Annotated in this window: 19 protein-coding genes; 14 read left to right on the forward strand and 5 right to left on the reverse strand. The window is 65.3% G+C overall.

Annotated features, from left to right (window positions below):
* The first annotated feature begins 15 nt into the window (after positions 1-15).
* Positions 16-1137 (forward strand): NAD(P)H-dependent flavin oxidoreductase, encoded by a 1122-nt coding sequence (locus AU188_RS01990; RefSeq protein WP_059162007.1) that lies wholly within the window; start codon positions 16-18, stop codon positions 1135-1137.
* A gap of 31 nt (positions 1138-1168) precedes the next feature.
* Complete coding sequence (locus AU188_RS01995) at positions 1169-2056, forward strand: NAD(P)H-binding protein (RefSeq protein ID WP_059162008.1); 888 nt, start codon at positions 1169-1171, stop codon at positions 2054-2056.
* Positions 2057-2060: 4 nt separating this feature from the next.
* Here AU188_RS01995 and fadD17 read toward each other — a convergent pair whose 3' ends face one another.
* From fadD17 to AU188_RS02010, 3 genes are read right to left on the reverse strand one after another with little or no spacing between them, the layout of a single operon-like run.
* Positions 2061-3566: a long-chain-fatty-acid--CoA ligase FadD17 gene (gene fadD17 / locus AU188_RS02000; RefSeq protein WP_059162009.1), complete on the reverse strand. Its 1506-nt coding sequence runs from the start codon at positions 3564-3566 to the stop codon at positions 2061-2063.
* Between the two features lies 1 nt (position 3567).
* Positions 3568-4665 carry an acyl-CoA dehydrogenase family protein gene (locus AU188_RS02005; protein WP_059162010.1) on the reverse strand — a complete coding sequence of 366 codons (1098 nt, stop codon included), beginning with the start codon at positions 4663-4665 and terminating at the stop codon, positions 3568-3570.
* An 11-nt stretch (positions 4666-4676) separates the two neighbouring features.
* A complete protein-coding gene (locus AU188_RS02010; RefSeq protein WP_059162011.1) occupies positions 4677-5858 on the reverse strand; it encodes an acyl-CoA dehydrogenase in 1182 nt (393 codons plus the stop codon).
* Between the two features lie 145 nt (positions 5859-6003).
* On the opposite strand from AU188_RS02010, the gene AU188_RS02015 reads away from it, so the two are divergent.
* From AU188_RS02015 to AU188_RS02070, 12 genes are all read left to right on the forward strand, one after another.
* Positions 6004-6195 (forward strand): ferredoxin, encoded by a 192-nt coding sequence (locus AU188_RS02015; protein ID WP_059162012.1) that lies wholly within the window; start codon positions 6004-6006, stop codon positions 6193-6195.
* Between the two features lie 45 nt (positions 6196-6240).
* Complete coding sequence (locus AU188_RS02020; RefSeq protein WP_059162013.1) at positions 6241-7146, forward strand: 3-oxoacyl-ACP reductase; 906 nt, start codon at positions 6241-6243, stop codon at positions 7144-7146.
* Between the two features lie 267 nt (positions 7147-7413).
* Entirely contained in the window at positions 7414-8178 is a 765-nt protein-coding gene (locus AU188_RS02025) for an MlaE family ABC transporter permease (RefSeq protein WP_059162014.1), read from the forward strand.
* Positions 8175-9029, forward strand: a complete 855-nt coding sequence (locus AU188_RS02030) for an MlaE family ABC transporter permease (protein ID WP_059162015.1) — start codon at positions 8175-8177, stop codon at positions 9027-9029. Before AU188_RS02025 ends, AU188_RS02030 begins: the two co-directional genes overlap by 4 nt.
* An 11-nt stretch (positions 9030-9040) precedes the next feature.
* Entirely contained in the window at positions 9041-10231 is a 1191-nt protein-coding gene (locus AU188_RS02035; RefSeq protein ID WP_059162016.1) for an MCE family protein, read from the forward strand.
* Entirely contained in the window at positions 10231-11265 is a 1035-nt protein-coding gene (locus AU188_RS02040) for an MCE family protein (protein WP_059162017.1), read from the forward strand. The genes AU188_RS02035 and AU188_RS02040 overlap by 1 nt, the downstream gene beginning before the upstream one ends.
* Complete coding sequence (locus AU188_RS02045; protein ID WP_059162018.1) at positions 11258-12304, forward strand: MCE family protein; 1047 nt, start codon at positions 11258-11260, stop codon at positions 12302-12304. The genes AU188_RS02040 and AU188_RS02045 overlap by 8 nt, the downstream gene beginning before the upstream one ends.
* Complete coding sequence (locus tag AU188_RS02050) at positions 12301-13719, forward strand: MCE family protein (protein ID WP_286137241.1); 1419 nt, start codon at positions 12301-12303, stop codon at positions 13717-13719. Before AU188_RS02045 ends, AU188_RS02050 begins: the two co-directional genes overlap by 4 nt.
* Positions 13716-14912, forward strand: coding sequence for an MCE family protein (locus tag AU188_RS02055; protein WP_059162019.1), 1197 nt, complete (start codon positions 13716-13718; stop codon positions 14910-14912). The genes AU188_RS02050 and AU188_RS02055 overlap by 4 nt, the downstream gene beginning before the upstream one ends.
* A complete protein-coding gene (locus tag AU188_RS02060) occupies positions 14912-16723 on the forward strand; it encodes a virulence factor Mce family protein (protein WP_059162020.1) in 1812 nt (603 codons plus the stop codon). The genes AU188_RS02055 and AU188_RS02060 overlap by 1 nt, the downstream gene beginning before the upstream one ends.
* The gene (locus AU188_RS02065; protein WP_059162021.1) at positions 16720-17412 is read left to right on the forward strand and encodes an Rv1363c family protein; all 693 of its coding nucleotides are present in this window, start codon (positions 16720-16722) and stop codon (positions 17410-17412) included. The genes AU188_RS02060 and AU188_RS02065 overlap by 4 nt, the downstream gene beginning before the upstream one ends.
* Positions 17412-17900, forward strand: coding sequence for a mammalian cell entry protein (locus AU188_RS02070; protein WP_059162022.1), 489 nt, complete (start codon positions 17412-17414; stop codon positions 17898-17900). Before AU188_RS02065 ends, AU188_RS02070 begins: the two co-directional genes overlap by 1 nt.
* Here AU188_RS02070 and AU188_RS02075 read toward each other — a convergent pair.
* Entirely contained in the window at positions 17887-19368 is a 1482-nt protein-coding gene (locus tag AU188_RS02075; protein WP_059162023.1) for an alpha,alpha-trehalose-phosphate synthase (UDP-forming), read from the reverse strand. The two genes, AU188_RS02070 and AU188_RS02075, sit on opposite strands and share 14 nt — an antisense overlap.
* A complete protein-coding gene (locus tag AU188_RS25180) occupies positions 19369-19533 on the reverse strand; it encodes a hypothetical protein (RefSeq protein WP_156426535.1) in 165 nt (54 codons plus the stop codon).
* Positions 19534-19564 lie beyond the last annotated feature (31 nt).

Genomic DNA, 19564 nt, shown 5'->3' on the forward strand with positions numbered 1-19564 from the left:
ACGGGAGAAATAGAGATGCGCACCGAACTGTGCGACCGCTTCGGCATCGAGTACCCGATCTTCGTCTTCACGCCGTCGGAGAAGGTTGCCGCCGCGGTCAGCAAGGCCGGCGGACTCGGGGTGCTGGGCTGCGTGCGGTTCAACGACGCCGACGACCTCGAGCGCGTCCTGTGCTGGATGGACGAGAACACCGACGGCAAGCCCTACGGCGTCGACGTGGTGATGCCTGCGAAGGTGCCACAGGAGGGCACGGCGGTCGACATCGACAAGTTGATCCCGCAGAGCCACCGGGACTTCGTCGCGAAAACCCTTGCCGACCTTGGGGTCCCGCCACTCCCCGAGGACGGGGAGCGCAACGAGGGTGTGCTCGGCTGGCTTCATTCGGTGGCCCGCTCGCACGTCGAGGTCGCGCTGAAGCATCCGATCAAGCTGATCGCCAACGCGCTCGGCTCGCCGCCGAAGGACGTCATCGACCAGGCGCATGCGGCGGGAGTGCCGGTCGCGGCGCTGGCCGGTAGCGCCAAGCATGCCCAGCGGCATGTCGAGAACGGCGTCGACATCGTGGTGGCGCAGGGTCACGAGGCGGGCGGGCACACCGGTGAAATCGGGTCGATGGTGCTGTGGCCGGAAATCGTTGACGCCCTTGGTGGTAAGGCGCCGGTGCTGGCGGCCGGCGGTATCGGCACCGGCAGGCAGGTGGCCGCCGCGTTGGCGCTGGGCGCATCCGGAGTGTGGATGGGTTCGGCGTTCCTGACGGCGGCCGAATATGACCTCGGCCATCGCAAGCCCAGCGGCGTGTCGACGATCCAGGAAGCGTTGCTGCGCGCCAACTCCAGTGACACCGTGCGCCGCCGCATCTACACGGGCAAGCCCGCGCGGCTGCTGAAGAGCAAGTGGACCGACGCCTGGGATGCCCCCGATGCGCCGGAGCCGTTGCCGATGCCGCTGCAGAACATCCTCGTCAGCGAGGCCCATCAGCGGATGAACGAGTCCGACAACCCCGACACCGTCGCGATGCCGGTGGGCCAGATCGTCGGCCGGATGAACGAAATCCGCCCCGTCGCCGACATCATCGCCGAACTCGTCGAAGGATTCGAGGAGGCCTCGCGCCGCCTCGACACAATCCGCGAGAACTGACCCGCGGCGGTATCCGTGCTACTACGGGACCATGCTCTTGGTCACCGGCCCGTCGGGCAATGTAGGTCACGAGCTCGTCAGGCTCCTCGATGCCCGACAGGGCGGACCGACGTGGCGGGTGGCCAGCCGCCATCCCGAGCAGGTGCACGCGCGGCTACACGGTGGCTCGGCCGTGCCGACGCGCCTCGATTTCTTCGATCCGTCCACATGGAACGACGCGCTCGCCGGCGTGGATTCGCTGTTCCTGCTGTTCCCGCTGCCGGGCAACCGCGCCGCTCGCGAAGCGATCATCCCCTTCCTGCAGGCGGCCGAGCGCGCCGGATGCAGACACGTCGTGTACATCTCGGTGTTCGGTGCCGACCGCGCCCGGTTCATCCCGCACTACAAGGTCGAGGCCGCGTTGCGCGCGAGCTCGATGACGTGGACCGTGCTGCGCTGCAGCTTCTTCATGCAAAACCTGCACCGGCAGATCTCCACTCACGGGCAGGACATCGCCGAGCGCGGTGAATTGTTCATCCCCGCCGGTCGGGGCCGCACGACGTTCATCGACGCCCGCGACGCCGCCGCCGTTGCGGAGCTGGTGCTCGCCGACAGCGAGGCGCACCGCAACGTCGTGTATCACCTGACCGGGCCCGCCGCATTGACCATGACCGAGGTCGCCGAGGAACTCACGGCTGCGCTGGGCCACCCGGTCACCTACACCGATCCGAACCTGATCGCTTTCGCCCGACGGCTGCGCGGCCGCGGCGTCGGCTGGGACACCATCGGGTTCATGGCGGCGGTGTACACGCTGACCCGGTTCGGGCAGAACCAGCAGATCACCGACGATGTCCAGCTACTCCTCGGCAGACCGCCCCGCACGCTCACCGAATTCCTCGACGACAGCGCCTGGCGATGGCGCGACCGCGTCTGGAGCTGAGGCGCTAAGCCCGGATCTCGTAGACGGGGTCCGCGCATTCGGTGCCTTCGGCGGCCAACTGCCGCTTGATCACCTTGAACGTCTCGGTGCGCGGCAGCGTTCCGCTCACCCGGACGAACGACGGCCACTGCTTGGGCCCGAGATCCGGTTGGGCCGCCAGGAAGTCGCGGAACCCGCCGGGATCGAATGCGGCGCCCTCGGTGAGCGTCACCGCGGCCATCACCTGATCGCCGACGTCGGGCGCCGGTATCCCGTACACCGCGGCCTCGACCACGTCCGGATGCCTGAGCAGGACCCGTTCGATCGGTGCCGAGCCGAGGTTCTCGCCGTCGACCCGCATCCAGTCGCCGAGCCGGCCCGCGAAGTAGGCGTAGCCCTGCTCGTCGCGGTAGGCCAGGTCGCCGCTGTGGTAGACACCGCCGCGCATCCGGTCGGCATCGGCCTCGGGGTCGTTGTAATAGCCCTCGAAACGCCCGGTGTCCGAGGCGTTCACGAGTTCACCGGTCACGCCGGGCGGACACGGCTCGCCGGTGTCGACGTCGACGATGTCGGTGCCGGGAGGCAGCGGGCCCAGTGCACCGGGTGGGGTGTCGGGCGTGCGCGCGATCGCGATACCGCCCTCGGTGGAACCGAACCCGTCCATGACCACACAACCGAACCGCTCGGCGAAGCGGTCGATGTCGGCCGGCGCGCCTTCGTTGCCGTAGACCGCCCGCAGCGGATTGTCCGAGTCGTCTGGTCGTTCGGGGGTGGCAAGCACATACGACAGCGGCTTGCCCACGTAGTTCGCGTACGTCGCGCCGAACCGGCGGATGTCGGGCAGGAACTGCGACGCGGAGAACTTGCGGCGCAACGCCAACGAACTCTGCGACGCCAGCGCCACCGACCAGCCCACCAGCACAGCGTTCGAGTGGAACAGGGGCATCGAGACGTAGCAGGTGTCGGCGGGTCCGAGCGAGAAGCGTTGCGTCATCGTCACACCCGCGATCGCGACCTTGCCCTGGCTGCACTTGACCGCCTTGGGGTCACCGCTGGTGCCCGAGGTGTAGATCAACATGAACAGGTCGCCGGGGTCGGCGGGCCTCACCTGCACCGGCGCGTCGCGGTGCGCGGTCACCTCGGCCGCCCACTCGGGGGAGTCGACGTCGATGTGGTCGACATCGCCGAGTGCCGACGCCGACGCTGAATCTGCAAGGACCACTTGGCAATCGGCGTGTTCGACGTCGCGTCGCAGTGCCGCGCCGCGTCGCACCGGATTCAGTCCCACCGGCACGATGCCGGTCAGCCCCGCAGCCACCAGGACCGCCGAGAAGAACGGGGTGTTCTGCAGCAGCACGCCGACATGCGGAGGGCGGTCCGGGTCGAGGCGCGCGCGCAGCGCCGCCGCCACCGCGGCGCCGTGCCGAATGTGTTCACGCCACGGTGTGAACGACTCCTCGAAGTACACCCCGCGGTCGTCGACGTCGATCAGCGGCGTCAACAGTCCTGCGACGGTGGGAAGTTGGTTCACCTCAGGCGGGCGTGTCGGCCAACTCCCGACCGATGCGCAGCAGTTGTCCGGTGGCGCCGCCGACCGCGAACTCGGTCTGCTTGGCCGCCAGGAAGTAGCGATGCACGGGGTGGTCGGTGTCGATGCCCACGCCGCCGTGTACGTGAACCGTGGTGTGCGCGACGCGGTGGCCCGCGTCGGCGGCCCAGAATGCCGCGGTGTTGACGTCGACGTCGGCGGGGAGATTCTCGGAGAGCCGCCACGCGGCCTGGGTCACCGTCAACCGCAGCGCCTTGACGTCGATGTAGCCGTCGGCCAACCGCGACGACACCGCCTGGAAGCTGCCGATCGGCCGGTCGAACTGTTCACGTTCACGAGCGTATTCCGCGGTGAGCTCCAAGGCGCGTTCGAGCGCACCCAACTGGAACGCACTGCGTCCCAGAGTGGCTCGCGTCACCAGCCACGCCAAGGTATCGGCGTCACCGACGACGCGGTCGGCGCCCAGCTCGACACCGCGCAACTCGAGATGTCCCACGCTGCCCTGTCCGGTGGTGCTCAGCGACTCGACCACCACCCCCGCATCGGTTGCCGCGACGAGAAAGACCTTTGTGCCCGAATCTGTTTCGGCCGGAACCAGAAACGCGTCGGCGACCGGTCCGTACGGCACGAGGGTGCGCGAACCGGTGAGCCGGAACCCGTCGCCCCTTGCTTGAGCCTGCACCGGCCCATCGCCCATTTCGCCGTCGAGCGCGATCGTCAGGATTCTCGAGCCCTTGACCGCGGACACCGCCCACTCCTGCTGCAGCGCGTCGGAACCGAACGCGGCCAGCGCGCCCGCCCCCAGCACGACCGACTCCAGGTAGGGCACCGCAGAGAGCTTTCGACCGAGCGCGACGAGCACCGCGACCTGCTCGAGCACGCCGAATCCGCCGCCGCCCACCGCTTCCGGGGATGCCGCCGACAACACGTCGGCATCAATCAGCTTGGTCCACAGGTCGCGGTCGAATCTTTGCTCGAGGCCGTCGAGCTCGCGTTGGCGCTCCGGCGTGACAACCGAGTCGGCGATGGTGCGTACCAGCCCGCCGAGGTCCTCGGACGCTTCCGTCGTCTTGAAGTCCATGTCGACAATCCTTACCGGTTCACTCGGGGCAGGCCGAGCGCGACCATTCCGATGATGTCGCGCTGAATCTCGTTGGTGCCGCCGCCGAACGTCAGGATCAGGCAGCTGCGGTGCATCCGTTCGACCCGCCCGCGCAACAGCGCGCCGGGCGCATCGGGACGCAGCGTCGCGGCGGTACCCAGCACCTCCATCAGCAGGCGGTAGGCCTCGGTGGCCAACTCGGTGCCGTACACCTTGGCCGCCGAGGCGTCCGCCGGCGAGGGCGCCGCCTCGTCCGAGGACGCCAACTCCCAGTTGATGAGCTTGAGCACCTCGGCCTTGGCATGCACCCGGGCCAGGTTCAGCTGCACCCACTCCGAGTCGATCAACCGGTTGCCGTGCACATCCTTGGTGTTCTGCGCCCATTCTCGAACGCCGTTGAGCGCCAGGAAGATCGGCTGCGCGGAAACCAGCGCGACCCGCTCGTGGTTGAGCTGGTTGGTCACCAGCTTCCAGCCGGCGTTCTCCTCGCCGACCAGGTTGGTCACCGGCACCCGCACGTCCTGGTAGTACGTCGCGCTGGTGTCCACGCCGGCCATCGTGTGCACCGGCGTCCACGAGAACCCCTCCGCCGTGGTGGGCACGATCAGCATCGAGATTCCGCGGTGTTTCTTGGCGTCCGGGTTCGTGCGCGCCGCCAGCCAGACGTAGTCGGCGTACGCGATCAGGCTGGTCCACATCTTCTGGCCGTTGATGACGTAGTCGTCGCCGTCGCGGACCGCGGTGGTGCGCAGCGACGCCAGATCGGTGCCTGCGCCCGGTTCGGAATACCCGATCGAGAAGTGCAGATCACCCGAGGCGATCTTGGGCAGGAAGAACTTCTTCTGCTCATCGGTGCCGAACGCCATGATGGTCGGCGCCACGCTGTTGATGGTCAGGAACGGCACCGGCACGTTGGCGATCGCGGCCTCGTCGTTGAAGATCAGCCCGTCGATCGGCGGGCGGGCCTGGCCGCCGAACTCCTTGGGCCACGACAACGTCAGCCAGCCGTCCTTGCCCATCTGAGCGACGGTCTCGCGGTAGACATTCCCGCGGCCCATCTCGCCGTCGTTGGACGCCAGCGCCTCGGCCCGCTCGGGGGTCATCAACTTGGTGAAGTAGGAGCGCAGCTCGCGGCGCAGCTCTTCCTGCTCGGGGGTGTAGCCGATTCGCATCGCCTTGTCCTAACTTCTGTAGAGGCACCACGTGGCAGCCGGGGAGCCAGCCCGCGTTCACCCCCGGTTGTAACACGTTCTAGTCTTGGGGTCCAGACCGGTGTCACACTGGGCTCAGAGCAGCTCTGACCGCGAGGAGGTTGTGATGAGAGTGGAAGTGGACCGGGACCGTTGCGAAGGTAACGCCGTGTGCGTGGGAATCGCGCCGGACCTGTTCGATCTCGATGACGAGGATTATGCGGTGGTCAAGGCCGACCCGGTGCCTGCCGACCAGGAGGAACTGGCGGAGCAGTCGATCGCCGAGTGCCCCCGGGCCGCGCTGATCCGCAGAGACTAGAGGTATTCATAAATTGATGCCGAAACCGGCCACGCGAGGAGCCGCATGAGCACTGACGCCAACGACCTGTCCGGCCGCGTAGCGGTGGTAACCGGCGCGGCCGCCGGACTGGGCCGCGCGGAGGCCATCGGCCTCGCCCGGGCCGGGGCCACCATCGTCGTCAACGACATCGCCGCGGCGTTGGACAAATCCGACGTCATCGACGAGATCACCGCCGCGGGCGTCAAGGCCGTCGCGGTGGCCGGTGACATCAGCGAACGGGCGACGGCCGACGAACTTGTCGAAACGGCCGACGGTCTCGGCGGCCTGGGCATCGTCGTCAACAACGCCGGCATCACCCGCGACCGGATGCTGTTCAACATGTCCGACGAGGACTGGGACGCGGTGATCGCCGTGCATCTGCGGGGACACTTCCTGCTGACCCGCAACGCCGCAACGTACTGGCGGGCGAAAGCCAAGGAGAACAACGGACAGGTCTACGGCCGGGTCATCAACACGTCTTCGGAGGCCGGCCTGGTGGGACCTGTCGGGCAGGCCAACTACGGCGCGGCCAAGGCCGGCATCACCGCGCTGACCCTGTCGATGGCGCGCGCGCTCGAACGCTATGGCGTGCGGGCCAACGCCATCGCGCCACGCGCTCGCACCGCGATGACCGCGGACGTGTTCGGCGAGGCACCGGAACTTGCGGAGGGGCAGATCGACCCGCTGTCGCCGGAGCACGTGGTGAACCTCGTCCGCTTCCTGGCCTCGCCCGCGGCGGAGGGGGTTAACGGACAGCTGTTCATCGTCTACGGTCCAACGGTGACGTTGGTGGCGGCGCCGGCCGTGGAGGCACAGTTCACCGCGGATTCCGCTCAGTGGGACACGGGGGACCTGTCCGAAACGCTGCGAAGCTACTTTGCTGAACGTGATCCGCAGAAGTGTTTTGCGGCCACCGGACTGATGACGTAGCAAGACCGAAAGTCTCGTTCGTCGAGCCGATGCGCTACTAGAACACGTTCTAGAATGATCTGGATCACACCTGTCTTGACCAGCGCAAAGATCACAATTTCGACTCCTTTTCCGGTTCTTTGACACTGCGAACTTGTTCTAGTTAGTATGATCCGGCTCACTAAGAGCAACGCTTAAACAAGGGGTGAGAAGCCCGCCGCGGCAACGCGATTCGCTTTATTCGCCACGACGCACGCGCCGAGCATCTGCCAGAGAACGGAGCCGAGGTTGATCGAACAGCTCACGGTTCCGGCGCGGGCTGTCGGCGGGTTCATGCAGATGTCGCTCGAGACTCTCCGGGCCATGTTCCGTCGCCCGTTCCAGTTCGGCGAGTTCCTCGAGCAAACCTGGATGATCGCGCGCGTTTCGCTCATTCCGACGCTGCTGATCTCGATTCCGTTCACGGTGCTGGTCGCGTTCACCCTCAACATCCTGCTGCGCGAGATCGGTGCAGCGGATTTGTCCGGCTCCGGTACAGCGTTTGGCACGGTGACTCAGCTGGGGCCGATCTCGACCGTGCTCGTCATCGCCGGCGCCGGGGCAACCGCAATCTGCGCCGACCTGGGTGCGCGCACCATCCGTGAAGAGATCGATGCGATGCGGGTGCTCGGCATTGATCCGATCCAACGGCTCGTGGTGCCGCGCGTACTGGCGTCGACCTGTGTGGCGCTGCTGCTCAACGGTCTGGTGATCGCGATCGGTCTCTGCGGTGGCTACGTGTTCTCCGTGCTCCTGCAGGGGGTGAACCCCGGGGCGTTCATCAATGGCTTGACCATCCTGACCGGGCTGGGCGAGTTGGTGATCTCAGAAGTCAAGGCCCTGTTGTTCGGGGTGATGGCGGGGCTCGTCGGCTGCTACCGCGGCCTCACCGTAAAGGGGGGACCCAAGGGCGTCGGTGAGGCCGTCAACGAGACCGTCATCTACGCCTTCATCTGCCTGTTCGTGATCAACGTGCTGATGACCGCAATCGGCGTTCGGGTGCTGGGCGGATGAGCCAGCTGGGGAGCTACGACATCACGCTGCGGATGCGGCGGGCGTTCGGTGGGCTGGTTGACGGCGTCGACTCGTTTGGCGAGCAGGCACTGTTCTACGCCGAGTCAGTCCGATACATACCGAACGCGGTGCGGCGCTACCGCAAAGAGACGATCCGGCTGATTGCGGAGATGACGTTGGGCACCGGCGCGCTGATCCTCATCGGCGGCACCGTCGGCGTCGCGGCCTTCCTTACTCTGGCATCCGGCGGCGTCATCGCGGTGCAGGGCTACGAGTCGCTCGGCAACATCGGCATCGAGGCGCTGACCGGGTTCCTGTCTGCCTACCTCAACGTGCGCATCGTCGCGCCGATCATCGCCGGCATCGCTCTCGCCGCCACCATCGGCGCGGGCACGACCGCCCAACTGGGCGCGATGCGCATCAGCGAGGAGATCGATGCCGTCGAATCAATGGCCGTGCACTCGGTGTCCTACATGGTGTCCACCCGCATCGTGGCCGGGCTGGTCGCGATCATTCCGCTGTATTCGTTGGCAACGCTGGCGGCGTTCTTCTCGGCCCGCACCATCACCGTGTACGTCAACGGCCAGTCCGGCGGTCTCTACGACCACTACTTCAACACGTTTCTGATACCGACAGATCTACTGTGGTCCTTCGCTCAGGCCATTGTGATGGCGGTCGCGGTGATGCTGGTGCATACCTACTACGGCTACAACGCATCCGGCGGTCCAGTCGGCGTGGGCGTCGCTGTGGGAAAGGCGGTTCGGACGTCGCTGATCGTGGTGGTCATCATTACCCTGTTCATTTCCCTGGGCGTGTACGGCGCGACCGGTAACTTCAACCTGTCGGGTTAGAGGAGAGCATCATGTCGAGGACCTCCGCGATCAGGATCGCCGCTGCAGTGCTGGCGGCGATCATCGTGGCGTTCTCGGTGTTCACCTATCTCGCCTACACCGCCGCATTCACCCCGACCGACACAGTGACGGTCACCGCCCCGCGCGCTGGTTTGGTGATGGACAAGGACGCCAAGGTCAAATACCGCGGTATCCAGATCGGCAAGGTCGAAGACATCGAGTATTCCGGTGAACATGCGACGCTGACGCTCGCGATCAACCGTGACGAACTGGGCTACGTTCCATCGAATGCGCCGGTGCGTATCGGCAGCACAACGGTTTTCGGCGCAAAGTCGGTGGAATTCCTTGCGCCGGAGCGCCCGTCCGATACGTCGCTACGCCCCGGCGCCGTTGTGCAGGCCGACGCGGTTCAGCTGGAAGCCAACACGTTGTTCCAGACCCTGATCGATGTACTGAACAAGATCGATCCCATCCACCTGAACGCAACCATCTCGGCGATCGCAGAGGGCCTGCGCGGTCACGGTGACGACTTCGGCTCCACCATGGCGAATTTGAACCAGTATCTCGCCCAACTGAATCCGAAGTTGCCGACGGTCGAGTCGCTGCTCGCGCAGACAGCGACGGTGGCCAACATCTATGGCGATGCCGGTCCCGACCTGGTGACCGTGATCGAGAATGTGCCCACGATCAGTAAGACAATCGGCGATGAGCGGGCAAACCTGAACGCGACGTTGCTCGCAACAATCGGGGTGGCGAACGAGGGATCCGCAACGCTGGAGCCCGCGGCGGACGACTACATTGCTGCGATCCAGCGGTTACGGGCGCCGTTGAAAGTGCTGGGCGACTATTCGCCGGTACTCGGTTGCATAGTGCAGGGTGTCGCGAGGGGAGCCGAGCGGGGCGCGGCCATCCTCGGTGGCTACAACCCTGGGGCGATGGTCAGTTCCAGCTTCGTGTTGGGCGTGCCGTCGTACACCTATCCAGAGAGTCTGCCGATCGTGAACGCGTCGGGCGGCCCGAACTGCCGCGGCCTTCCCGACCTGCCCAGCAAGCAGGTTGGCGGCTCGTTCTACAGGTCACCATTCCTGGTCACTGACAACGCATACATCCCGTACGAGCCGTTCACCGAGGTGCAGGTCGACGCTCCGTCGACGTTCCAGTTCCTCTTCAACGGCGCCTTCGCGGAACGGGACGACTTCTGATGGGCCACCGAGGGATTCTGCTCAAGGTGGGCATTTTCGCGGTGGTCATGCTGATGGTTGCCGTCGGTCTGGTGGTGATCTTCGGTGAGTTCCGATTCGCCAAGACCAACAGCTACCACGCCACGTTCAGCGACGCTTCCAAGCTGGAGGGCGGCAGCGACGTGCGCATCGCCGGGGTTCCGGTCGGCACTGTCGAAAGTGTGAAGCTGAATCCCGACAATACGGTCGATGTGGCGTTCACCCTCGACAAGAAGTACCAGATGTATACGTCGACGCGAGCCGTGATCCGCTACGAAAACCTGGTCGGCGACCGGTATATGGAGATCACCTCGGGTCCGGGCGAGCTTCGAAAGTTGCCGCCGGGTGGCATGGTTTCCATCAACCAGACCCAGCCGGCCCTGGATCTGGACGCCTTGCTCGGCGGCCTGCGCCCAGTGGTCAAGGGTCTCAATGGTGAGCAGGTCAATCAGATCAGCAATGCGATCCTCGAATTGCTCCAGGGCGAGGGTGGCGCGCTTTCCCAATTGCTCTCGGAGACGGGGTCATTCAGCCAGGCTTTGGGCGATCGCTACCAGGTGATCTCGGAGGTGATCCGGAATCTCAACGAGGTGCTGGGCACCATCGACGAGAAGAGCGTCGAGTTCGACGCCAGCGTGGACGAGCTCCAAAAGCTGGTCAGCGGACTGGCTCAGGGCCGGGATCCCATCGCCGGGGCGATTCCTCCGCTGGCTTCCGCGGAAGCGGATCTGACCGACATGCTGGTCAATTCGAGACGACCGCTCCAGGGCGTGCTCGAGAACCTTCGTCCGCTGGCAACCGAACTCGACAACCGCAAGGCCGAGGTCAACAGCGTCATCGAACCACTGGCCGAGAACTACCTGCGGCTCAATTCACTTGGTGCGTACGGGTCATACTTCAACTACTACATCTGCTCGGTGAAGTTGAAGTTCAACGGGCCCGCAGGCAGCGACATCATCCTGCCGATTATGTCGGTCCCGGACCTATCGAAGGGTAGGTGCTCAGACAATGGATAAGACGCTCCGGGCAGGCATCTTCGGAATCATCATCGTGGTGTTGGTCTTGTTCGTCGCGTTCGGCTACACCAGCCTGCCGTTCTATCCGCAAGGCAAGTCCTACGAGGCCTACTTCGCCGACGCCGGCGGCATCTCGCCGGGTAACGACGTCAACGTCTCCGGTATCACGGTCGGCAAAGTGACCGATGTTGCCCTCGCCGGCACCGTGGCAAAGGTGGCATTCACGGTTGACCGCAAGGTCAGGCTGGGGGATCAGACGCTCGTATCGATCCGGACCGACACCGTTCTGGGGGAGCGGTCGTTGGGGGTCGATCCACAAGGTAGCGGATCGGTGACATCAATTCCGTTGAGCCGCACGACAGTTCCGTATACTTTGAACACCGCACTGCAAGATCTCGCTCAGAACTCCGACGCTCTGGACAAAGAGCAGTTGACCCAGGCGCTGCAGGTACTGACCGATTCATTCCGCGACGCGACGCCGGAGCTGCGCCGAACGCTCGACGGGGTGGCCACGTTGTCGCGCAGCATCAATGCCAACGATGCAGCGTTGGGCCAGCTGTTGTCCCGGGCAAAGTCGGTGTCCGCGGTGCTCGCCGACCGGGCCGGTCAGGTCAATCAACTCATCATCGACGGCAATCAGCTTTTCGCCGCTCTCGATGAACGACGGGAAGCTCTGAGTAGTTTGATCGCGGGCATCGACGATGTCTCAGAGCAGATTTCGGGGTTTGTCGCCGATAACCGCCGCGAATTCGGCCCGGCCCTGAGGAAGTTGAATCTGGTACTGGACAACCTGCTCGAACGCCGCGAACACATCAGCGAGGCGCTGAAGCGTCTGCCCCCGTATGCCACCGCCCTCGGCGAGGCGGTCGGCTCGGCGCCGGGTTTCCAGGTGAACCTGCCCAACGCGGTACCGAACAGTACGACGGAGGCTATGCTGCTGGATCTCTACTTCCAACCGGGCAAGATCCCGGACAGCTTGGCCGACATGCTGCGCGGGTTCCTCACCGAGCGGCTGATCATAAGGCCGAAGTCACCGTGAGCCGCTGGATGCGTTATGGACTGATCGCCGCACTGCTGCTGGCGCTTATCGGTGGTGTGTCCGTGGTATGGCCACGAGCCACCACGTACAGGATTGTCGGCTACTTCGCCTCAGCGGCGGGCGTGTATCCGGGCGACGAAGTCCGCGTCGTCGGCGTTCCGGTTGGCTCGATCGAATCGGTCACACCGCAGGCCGATGCCGTCAAGATCACCATGAATGTCAAGGACGGCGTAAAGGTACCCGCCGACGCCCGCGCGGTGATGATGGCGCCAAACCTGGTGGCTGCCCGGTTCATTCAGCTCACCCCCGCTTACGAAGGCGGCCCGGCGATGAAGGACGGCGGCACCATCGAACTCGACCGCACTGCCGTGCCGGTGGAGTGGGACGACGTCAAGACCGAGCTGACCAGGCTCAGCCAGCAGCTCGGACCGTCGGAAGGCCAAGTCCAGGGCCCACTGAGCAAGTTCGTCGATCAGGCCGCGGACACGCTCGACGGCAACGGCGACTCATTCCGGGAAGCCCTGCGCGAACTGTCGCAGACCGCAGGGCGGCTGGGCGACTCGAGCGCCGACCTGTTCGGCACCGTGAAGAATCTGCAGATCCTGGTCGACGCGCTCTCGAAGAGCAACGAGCAAATCGTGCAATTCAGTGGACACTTGGCCTCGGTCTCGCAGGTGTTGGCCGACAGCTCGGTGGGGCTCAACGACACCCTGGGCAGTCTCAACCAGGCCTTGTCGGACGTCCGCGGCTTCCTCGACGAGAACAACCAGACGCTGGTAGGCAGCATCGACAGGCTGACCGACTTCACCAGCATCCTGACAACGCAGACCGATGACGTCGAACAGATACTGCATGTCTTGCCCAACGCCATGGCGAACTTCTACAACATCTACAACCCGGCTCAGGGCACCGCCAACGGCGTTCTGGGCCTGCCGGAGTTCGCCAACCCAGTGCAGTTCGTCTGCGGTAATTTCGACGCTGCAGGAACGCCCGACTACGACAAGCGAACCGAGATCTGTCGCCAGCGGATGGCCCCGGTGCTGAAGCGCCTGGCGGTCAACTACCCGCCCTTCATGTCGCACGGGATCAACACGATCACCGCGTACAAGGGTCAGGTCATCTATGACACCCCGGCGACGGAGGCCAAGGCGAAGACCTACATCCCGTATCTGGAGTGGATACCGGCCGACGGGCAATTCCCGCCACGGCAGGGCGATCCGGGAGATCCCAGCGCGTTGCTGCTGCCTCAACCTGCGGTTCCGGGACCCCCGCCACCGGCGCAGCCGTACACGCTCGGCCCAGTGGTACCGCCGCCAGGTCCCCCTCCTGGTCCGATTCCGGGTGTACCGCCCGCACCAGCTGCACCCGGCCCACTTCCGGCCGAGGCCGCCGTCCCGCATGGAGGCGGACAATGACACGCAGGCTGGTGCGAATCAATGCGGGTCGCGCAACTCGCCGAACCCTGGCCATCGGTTCCGGCGTGGTACTGCTTGCCGGCTGTCAGTTCGGCGGGTTGAACTCGCTGAACATGCCGGGTACCGCAGGCCACGGCAAAGGTGCATTCTCGATCACCGTGGAGGTGCCGGACGTGGCCACGCTGCCACAAAACTCGCCCGTGATGATTGACAACGTCACAGTCGGCAGCGTGTCGGGAATCGAGGCGGTTCAGCGGGCCGACGGCAGCTTCTACGCCGCGGTGAAACTCGCCCTGGACGAAGACGTCAAATTGCCGGCCAACTCGACGGCGAAGGTCGCGCAGACATCGCTGCTGGGGTCGCAGCACATCGAGCTGGCGCCTCCGGTCGACGAACCGCCGGTCGGTGAGCTGCGCGACGGGCTTCAGCTCCCATTGAGCCAGGGCAGCCGTTATCCGTCTACCGAGGAAGTGCTGTCGGCGTTGGGCGTGGTTGTCAACAAGGGCAACCTCGGTGCGCTGCAAGACATCACGCAAGAGGTGTACAACGCGGTGGCCGGCCGCCAGGGCCAGTTCGCCGACCTGATACCGCGACTCGCCGAACTCGCCTCCTCACTGAATCGGCAGACCGAAGACATCATCGCGACAGCCGAGGGCCTGAACCGATTCGCGGGAGTTCTCGCGCGCAGTAAGGACAGTTTGGGTCGCGCGCTGGACACTCTTCCCGGGGCACTCAAAGTACTCAACGAGAACCGTGCCCAGATCGTCGACGCTTTCGCTGCGCTGAGGCGCCTGGCCACTGTGTCGGCGCGTGTCCTTTCCGAAACCAAGGATGATTTCGCCGAGGACATCATTGATGTGTACGCGGTGATCAAGCCGCTCAACGACAATCGCGCGGATCTTGTGACCAGCCTGGACAGCTTGGCGACCTTCCCCTTCCCGGGCAAGAACCTGCATCGAGTGGCCAGGGGCGATTACTTCAACATCTTCGAAACATTCGACCTGACCATCCGCCGGCTCGGCGAAACCATTTTCACCACATCATTTTTCGACCCGAACATGAAGCGACTCTCTGAAGTCGTCAACCCGCCGGAGTTTCTGACCGGGGAGATGGCGAACCTGTCCGGGCAGGCCGCGGACCCGTTCAAGATCCCGCCCGGCACTGCGTCGGGTCAGGAGGTGCCGCCCGAGTAATGTTCACTCGAACTACGCAAATCCAGCTGTGGGTCTTCATCATCGTGACCGTGCTTGCGGTCGGCGCGATAGCCCTGTTGTACGTACGTATTCCCGCCCGGCTCGGCCTGGGTACGTATCAGGTGTCGGCGAATTTCGTCGCCGGCGGCGGATTGTACGAAAACGCCAATGTCACCTTCCGCGGCGTGCAAGCCGGACGCGTCGAGGGCGTGGAGCTGACCGCCGACGGCGTTGCCGCGCACATGCGGCTCAACAGCGATATCAAGATCCCGGCGAACTCCACGGCCACCGTCAAGAGCGTGTCCGCGGTCGGCGAACAATACGTAGATTTCGTTCCGCCCGATGATCCCTCCTCGGCGGTGCTGGGGGATGGCGCAACCATTCCGAAGGAGCGCACGGCGATACCGCAGGAAGTCACCGAATTGTTGCGTGAGGCAGACCAATTGGTGAGCAGCCTCGACAACACGCGGCTTCAGGACCTGTTGAGCGAGACGTTCAAGGCGTTCAACGGCTCCGGGCCCGAACTGGCGCGACTGATCGAGTCGGCACGGAGGTTGATAGACGAGGCGAATGCAAGCTGGCCGCAGACCTCGACCCTGATCGATCAGGCGGGGCCGCTCTTGGAAGCGCAGGTTCGCAGCGGCGATGACATCCGGTCGTTGGCCGACGGACTTGCGCGCTTCACCAGCGAAGTGGCCGGTGCCGACCCGCAGCTGCGTTCGTTGCTCGCGACCGCGCCGGGCGCGGCAGCCGAAGCCAGCGAGACTTTCTCGGGCATCCGTCCGTCGTTCCCGGTGCTCGCGGCCAATCTGGCCAACTTCGGCCGCGTCGGCGTGATCTATCACAAGTCGATCGAACAGGCGCTCGTAATCTTCCCCGCCCTGCAAGCGGCGCTGTTGACAATCGGCGGCCAGCTTCCCGTTGACGAAGGTGGCAAGCAGGACTTCAAGATCTCGATCAACGACCCGCCACCCTGCAACACGGGGTTCTTGCCGCCGTCGGAGATTCGCACACCTGGCGACACGACTTTGCGTGAACTGCCGACGGACATGTATTGCAAAGTTGCGCAGAACGATCCGATGGTGGTGCGTGGCGCGAGGAATTACCCGTGCCAGGAGTTTCCCGGAAAGCGCGCGCCCACAATCCAGTTGTGCCGCGACCCGCGCGGCTACGTCCCGATCGGAAACAGTCCATGGCGCGGTCCGCCGGTGCCGATCGGCACGCCGATGGACGTCATGGAGGACGACACGCCTGAGGACGGGCGAAATATCCTGCCCCCCAACAAGTTTCCATACATTCCACCCGAGAATGATCCAGACCCGGGCTATCCCGTCGCACCAGGTCTGGTTCCCCCCGGGGTGCAGACCGGCCCGGGCCCAGCGCCGCATCAGCCTTGGCCGTATATTCCCCCGCCGAACCAAGGGCCACCGCCGCCACCGTTCACGGCGTGGATACCGCCGGCGCCGTATCCGGAGGCATGGCCGCCGCCTGCGGTCCCGCCGGGGTGGGCGACCAACCCGCCGCCCGTGTTCGCCGGGCCCTACGGGCCGCCGCCACCGCCCGGCCCGGCTCCTGCAGCACCGCCGCCACCTGGGGCCCCCCAGCCGCAGGCCTCGGCGCCCGCCTCACTGGCGCCGGGGGGCCAGCCGCTCGCAGCGCAAGCGAACAGCACCGTCTACGGCACGTACGACCAGAACAGCGGTGTGTTCATCGACCCGGCCGGCGGTACCGGCGTGTACGCGCCTGGTGCCGCTAGTATGCGGCCGCAGGAGAATTGGCTAGATCTCATGCTTTATCCGAGGCAGACATGACATCGACTTCCACCCGCCCGCGTCAGGCGGTTCGACGCCGCGCATCCCGGCCCGCCGGACCGGCCAGCGGCAAGGCCGCCGACGCCACCGCGGTGCGCGTCGGGACACCGGCGACGGCCGGCGCGACACCCGCCCGCAAGACACCTGCGGTCGCGCCACCGCCCCGCCGACCGGCGCACCGTCGGCTGGTCGTGACGCTTGTCCTGACGTTCGGGTTCGTCGCGATGAGCGCACTCGGGGGTGCGGTGGCAGTGTTGATCGTCCAGCGGAACAACGCAGAAGCAGTGCAAGCGCGCAACCAGCAGTTCGTGGACACCGCGACGCAGACCGTGGTGAACATGTTCAGTTTCAAGCAGGACACCATCGACGAGAGCGTCGACCGCTTCTACAACAGCACCAGTGGCCCGTTGCGCGACATGTTCAGCCAGGGCAACAATGTCGAGAATCTCAAGGCCATCTTCCGGGAGACCGGCGGCAGTTCGGAGGCCGTGATCAACGGTGCCGCGCTCGAGAGCATCGACAACATCAGCAACAACGCATCGGTGTTGGTGTCGGCGCGGGTCACGGCAAGCGACATGCACGGGAACAACAGACCGTCGAAACCCTACCGGCTGCGGATCATCGTCCACGAGGATGAGGACGGTCGAATGACCGCCTATGACCTCACCTATCCCAACGGCGGCAACTGATGCGCTGGATTGCGAGGTTGGTCGCGGGCCTGGTGGCTGCGGCGTTCGTGAGTCTGGCCGCGGTGGGCGGTGCGCTGTACTGGCAGCGAGTGGAGACGCGTGGCGAGCAAGCCGCCCGCGAGCATCTGGGACCGCTTGCGCAGAAGCAGATCCCGACCGTGTTCACCTACGACTACAAGACCGTCGAGCGCAACCTCACCGAGGCCTACAACCTGCTGACGCCGGAATACCGCAGAGAGTTCGAGGACAGGGCATTTTCCGACATCATCCCGCAGGCTCGGGAGCGGGAAGTGGTGAGCCAGGCCAACGTGGTTGGCGTGGGAGTAATGGACGCGCAGCGCAACTCGGCAGCGGTGATGGTCTACATCAATCGGACGGTGTCGGAGAAGTCAAACCGCGATCAGCCGATCTACGACGGCGCACGACTGCGCGTGGAATACAAGCGCATCGACGGCCAATGGCTGATCAACTACATCACTCCGATCTAGCGGACGCGGGTTGCTCGTCGGCGGAGCGCGTCGAGGCCAGCGCATCCAGGAACGCCCGCGCCCAGCGGTCGACGTCGTGGGCCAGCACCTGCCTGCGCAGCGCCCGCATCCGGCGCCTACCCTCCTCGGGTGACTGGTTCAGCGCCGCCTCGATGGCGTCCTTGACGCCCTCCAGGTGATGCGGGTTGGCCAAATAAGCCTGGCGCAATTCGGCTGCGGCGCCGGTGAACTCGCTGAGTACCAGCGCGCCGCCCAGATCGCTGCGGCATGCCACGTACTCCTTGGCGACCAGGTTCATCCCGTCACGTAGCGGCGTCACCAGCATGACGTCGGCCGCCACGAAGAACGCGATCAACTCGTCGCGCGGCACCGGACGGTGCAGGTAGTGCACGATCGGATGCCCGACCTCGCCGTACTCCCCGTTGATGTGACCGACCTGGCGTTCAATGTCCTGGCGCATCTCTATGTAGCTCTCGACCCGCTCCCGGCTCGGCGTCGCGAGTTGCACGAACACGGTGTCCTCGCGGTCGGCCCTGCCCTCGGCGAGCAGTTCGGAGAACGCCCGGAGCCGCACGTCGATGCCTTTGGTGTAGTCCAACCGGTCCACACCAAGCAAGATCTTGCGGGGATTGCCCAGCTCCTTGCGAATCTCCAAGGCTCGCTGGCGGATCGACCGCGAGCGCGCCTGCTGGTCGAGGGCCGTCGAGTCGATGGAGATCGGGAAGGCGCCGACCTTCACCGTGCGCGAGCCGACATCGATCTCACCGAACCGCGACCGGACACCGATCGTCGCACGGGAAGTGTTGGCGCCCACCAACCGTCGCGCCAGAATGAGGAAGTTCTGCGCTCCGCCCGGCAGGTGGAAGCCGACGAGGTCCGCACCGAGCAGGCCCTCGACGATCTCGGTCCGCCACGGCATCTGCATGAACAATTCGACCGGCGGGAACGGGATGTGCAGGAAGAAGCCGATGGTCAGGTCCGGACGCAGCGTGCGCAACATATTGGGCACCAGCTGCAGTTGGTAGTCCTGCACCCAGACTGTCGCGCCCTGCGCGGCGTTCTTCGCCGTCGCTTCTGCGAAGCGCCGGTTCACCTCGACGTAGGTGTCCCACCATTCGCGGTGGTAGATCGGCTTGACGATCACGTCGTGATACAGCGGCCACAGTGTCGCGTTGGAGAAGCCCTCGTAGTACTTGGCGACATCGTCGGCCGACAGGCTGACCGGGCACAGGGTCATGTCGTCCTGCTCGATCGGCGCGTCATCGGCGTCGGGTATGCCGGGCCAGCCGATCCACGCCCCCTGCCGACGGCGGAGCAACGGCTCCAGGGCTGTCACCAGCCCGCCGGGGCTTCTTTTCCAGGTGGTGCTGCCGTCAGGCAACCGCTCCATGTCGATGGGCAGCCGGTTGGCCACCACCACGAAGTCGGCGTTCCCGGAGCCGGCCCGCGGACCGCCTCCCGGCGTCACTTACGCCTCGAGCTTCGACGGTCCAATGCCGAGCATCGAGAGGAAGACCCGGCATTCCTCGGCGTCGGTCGCGTATGCGGCGACAACGCGCCGCGCCTGGCGGGCGGTGCTGTCGGCGAGCGGTTCGACGTCGCCGAGTTCGGCGGAATCTGATTTGGCAGGCATACGACAACTCTAGGCGAAGGGGCCGTCGCTG

Source organism: Mycobacterium sp. IS-3022, assembly GCF_001500065.1.
In the GTDB taxonomy this organism is placed as follows: domain Bacteria; phylum Actinomycetota; class Actinomycetes; order Mycobacteriales; family Mycobacteriaceae; genus Mycobacterium.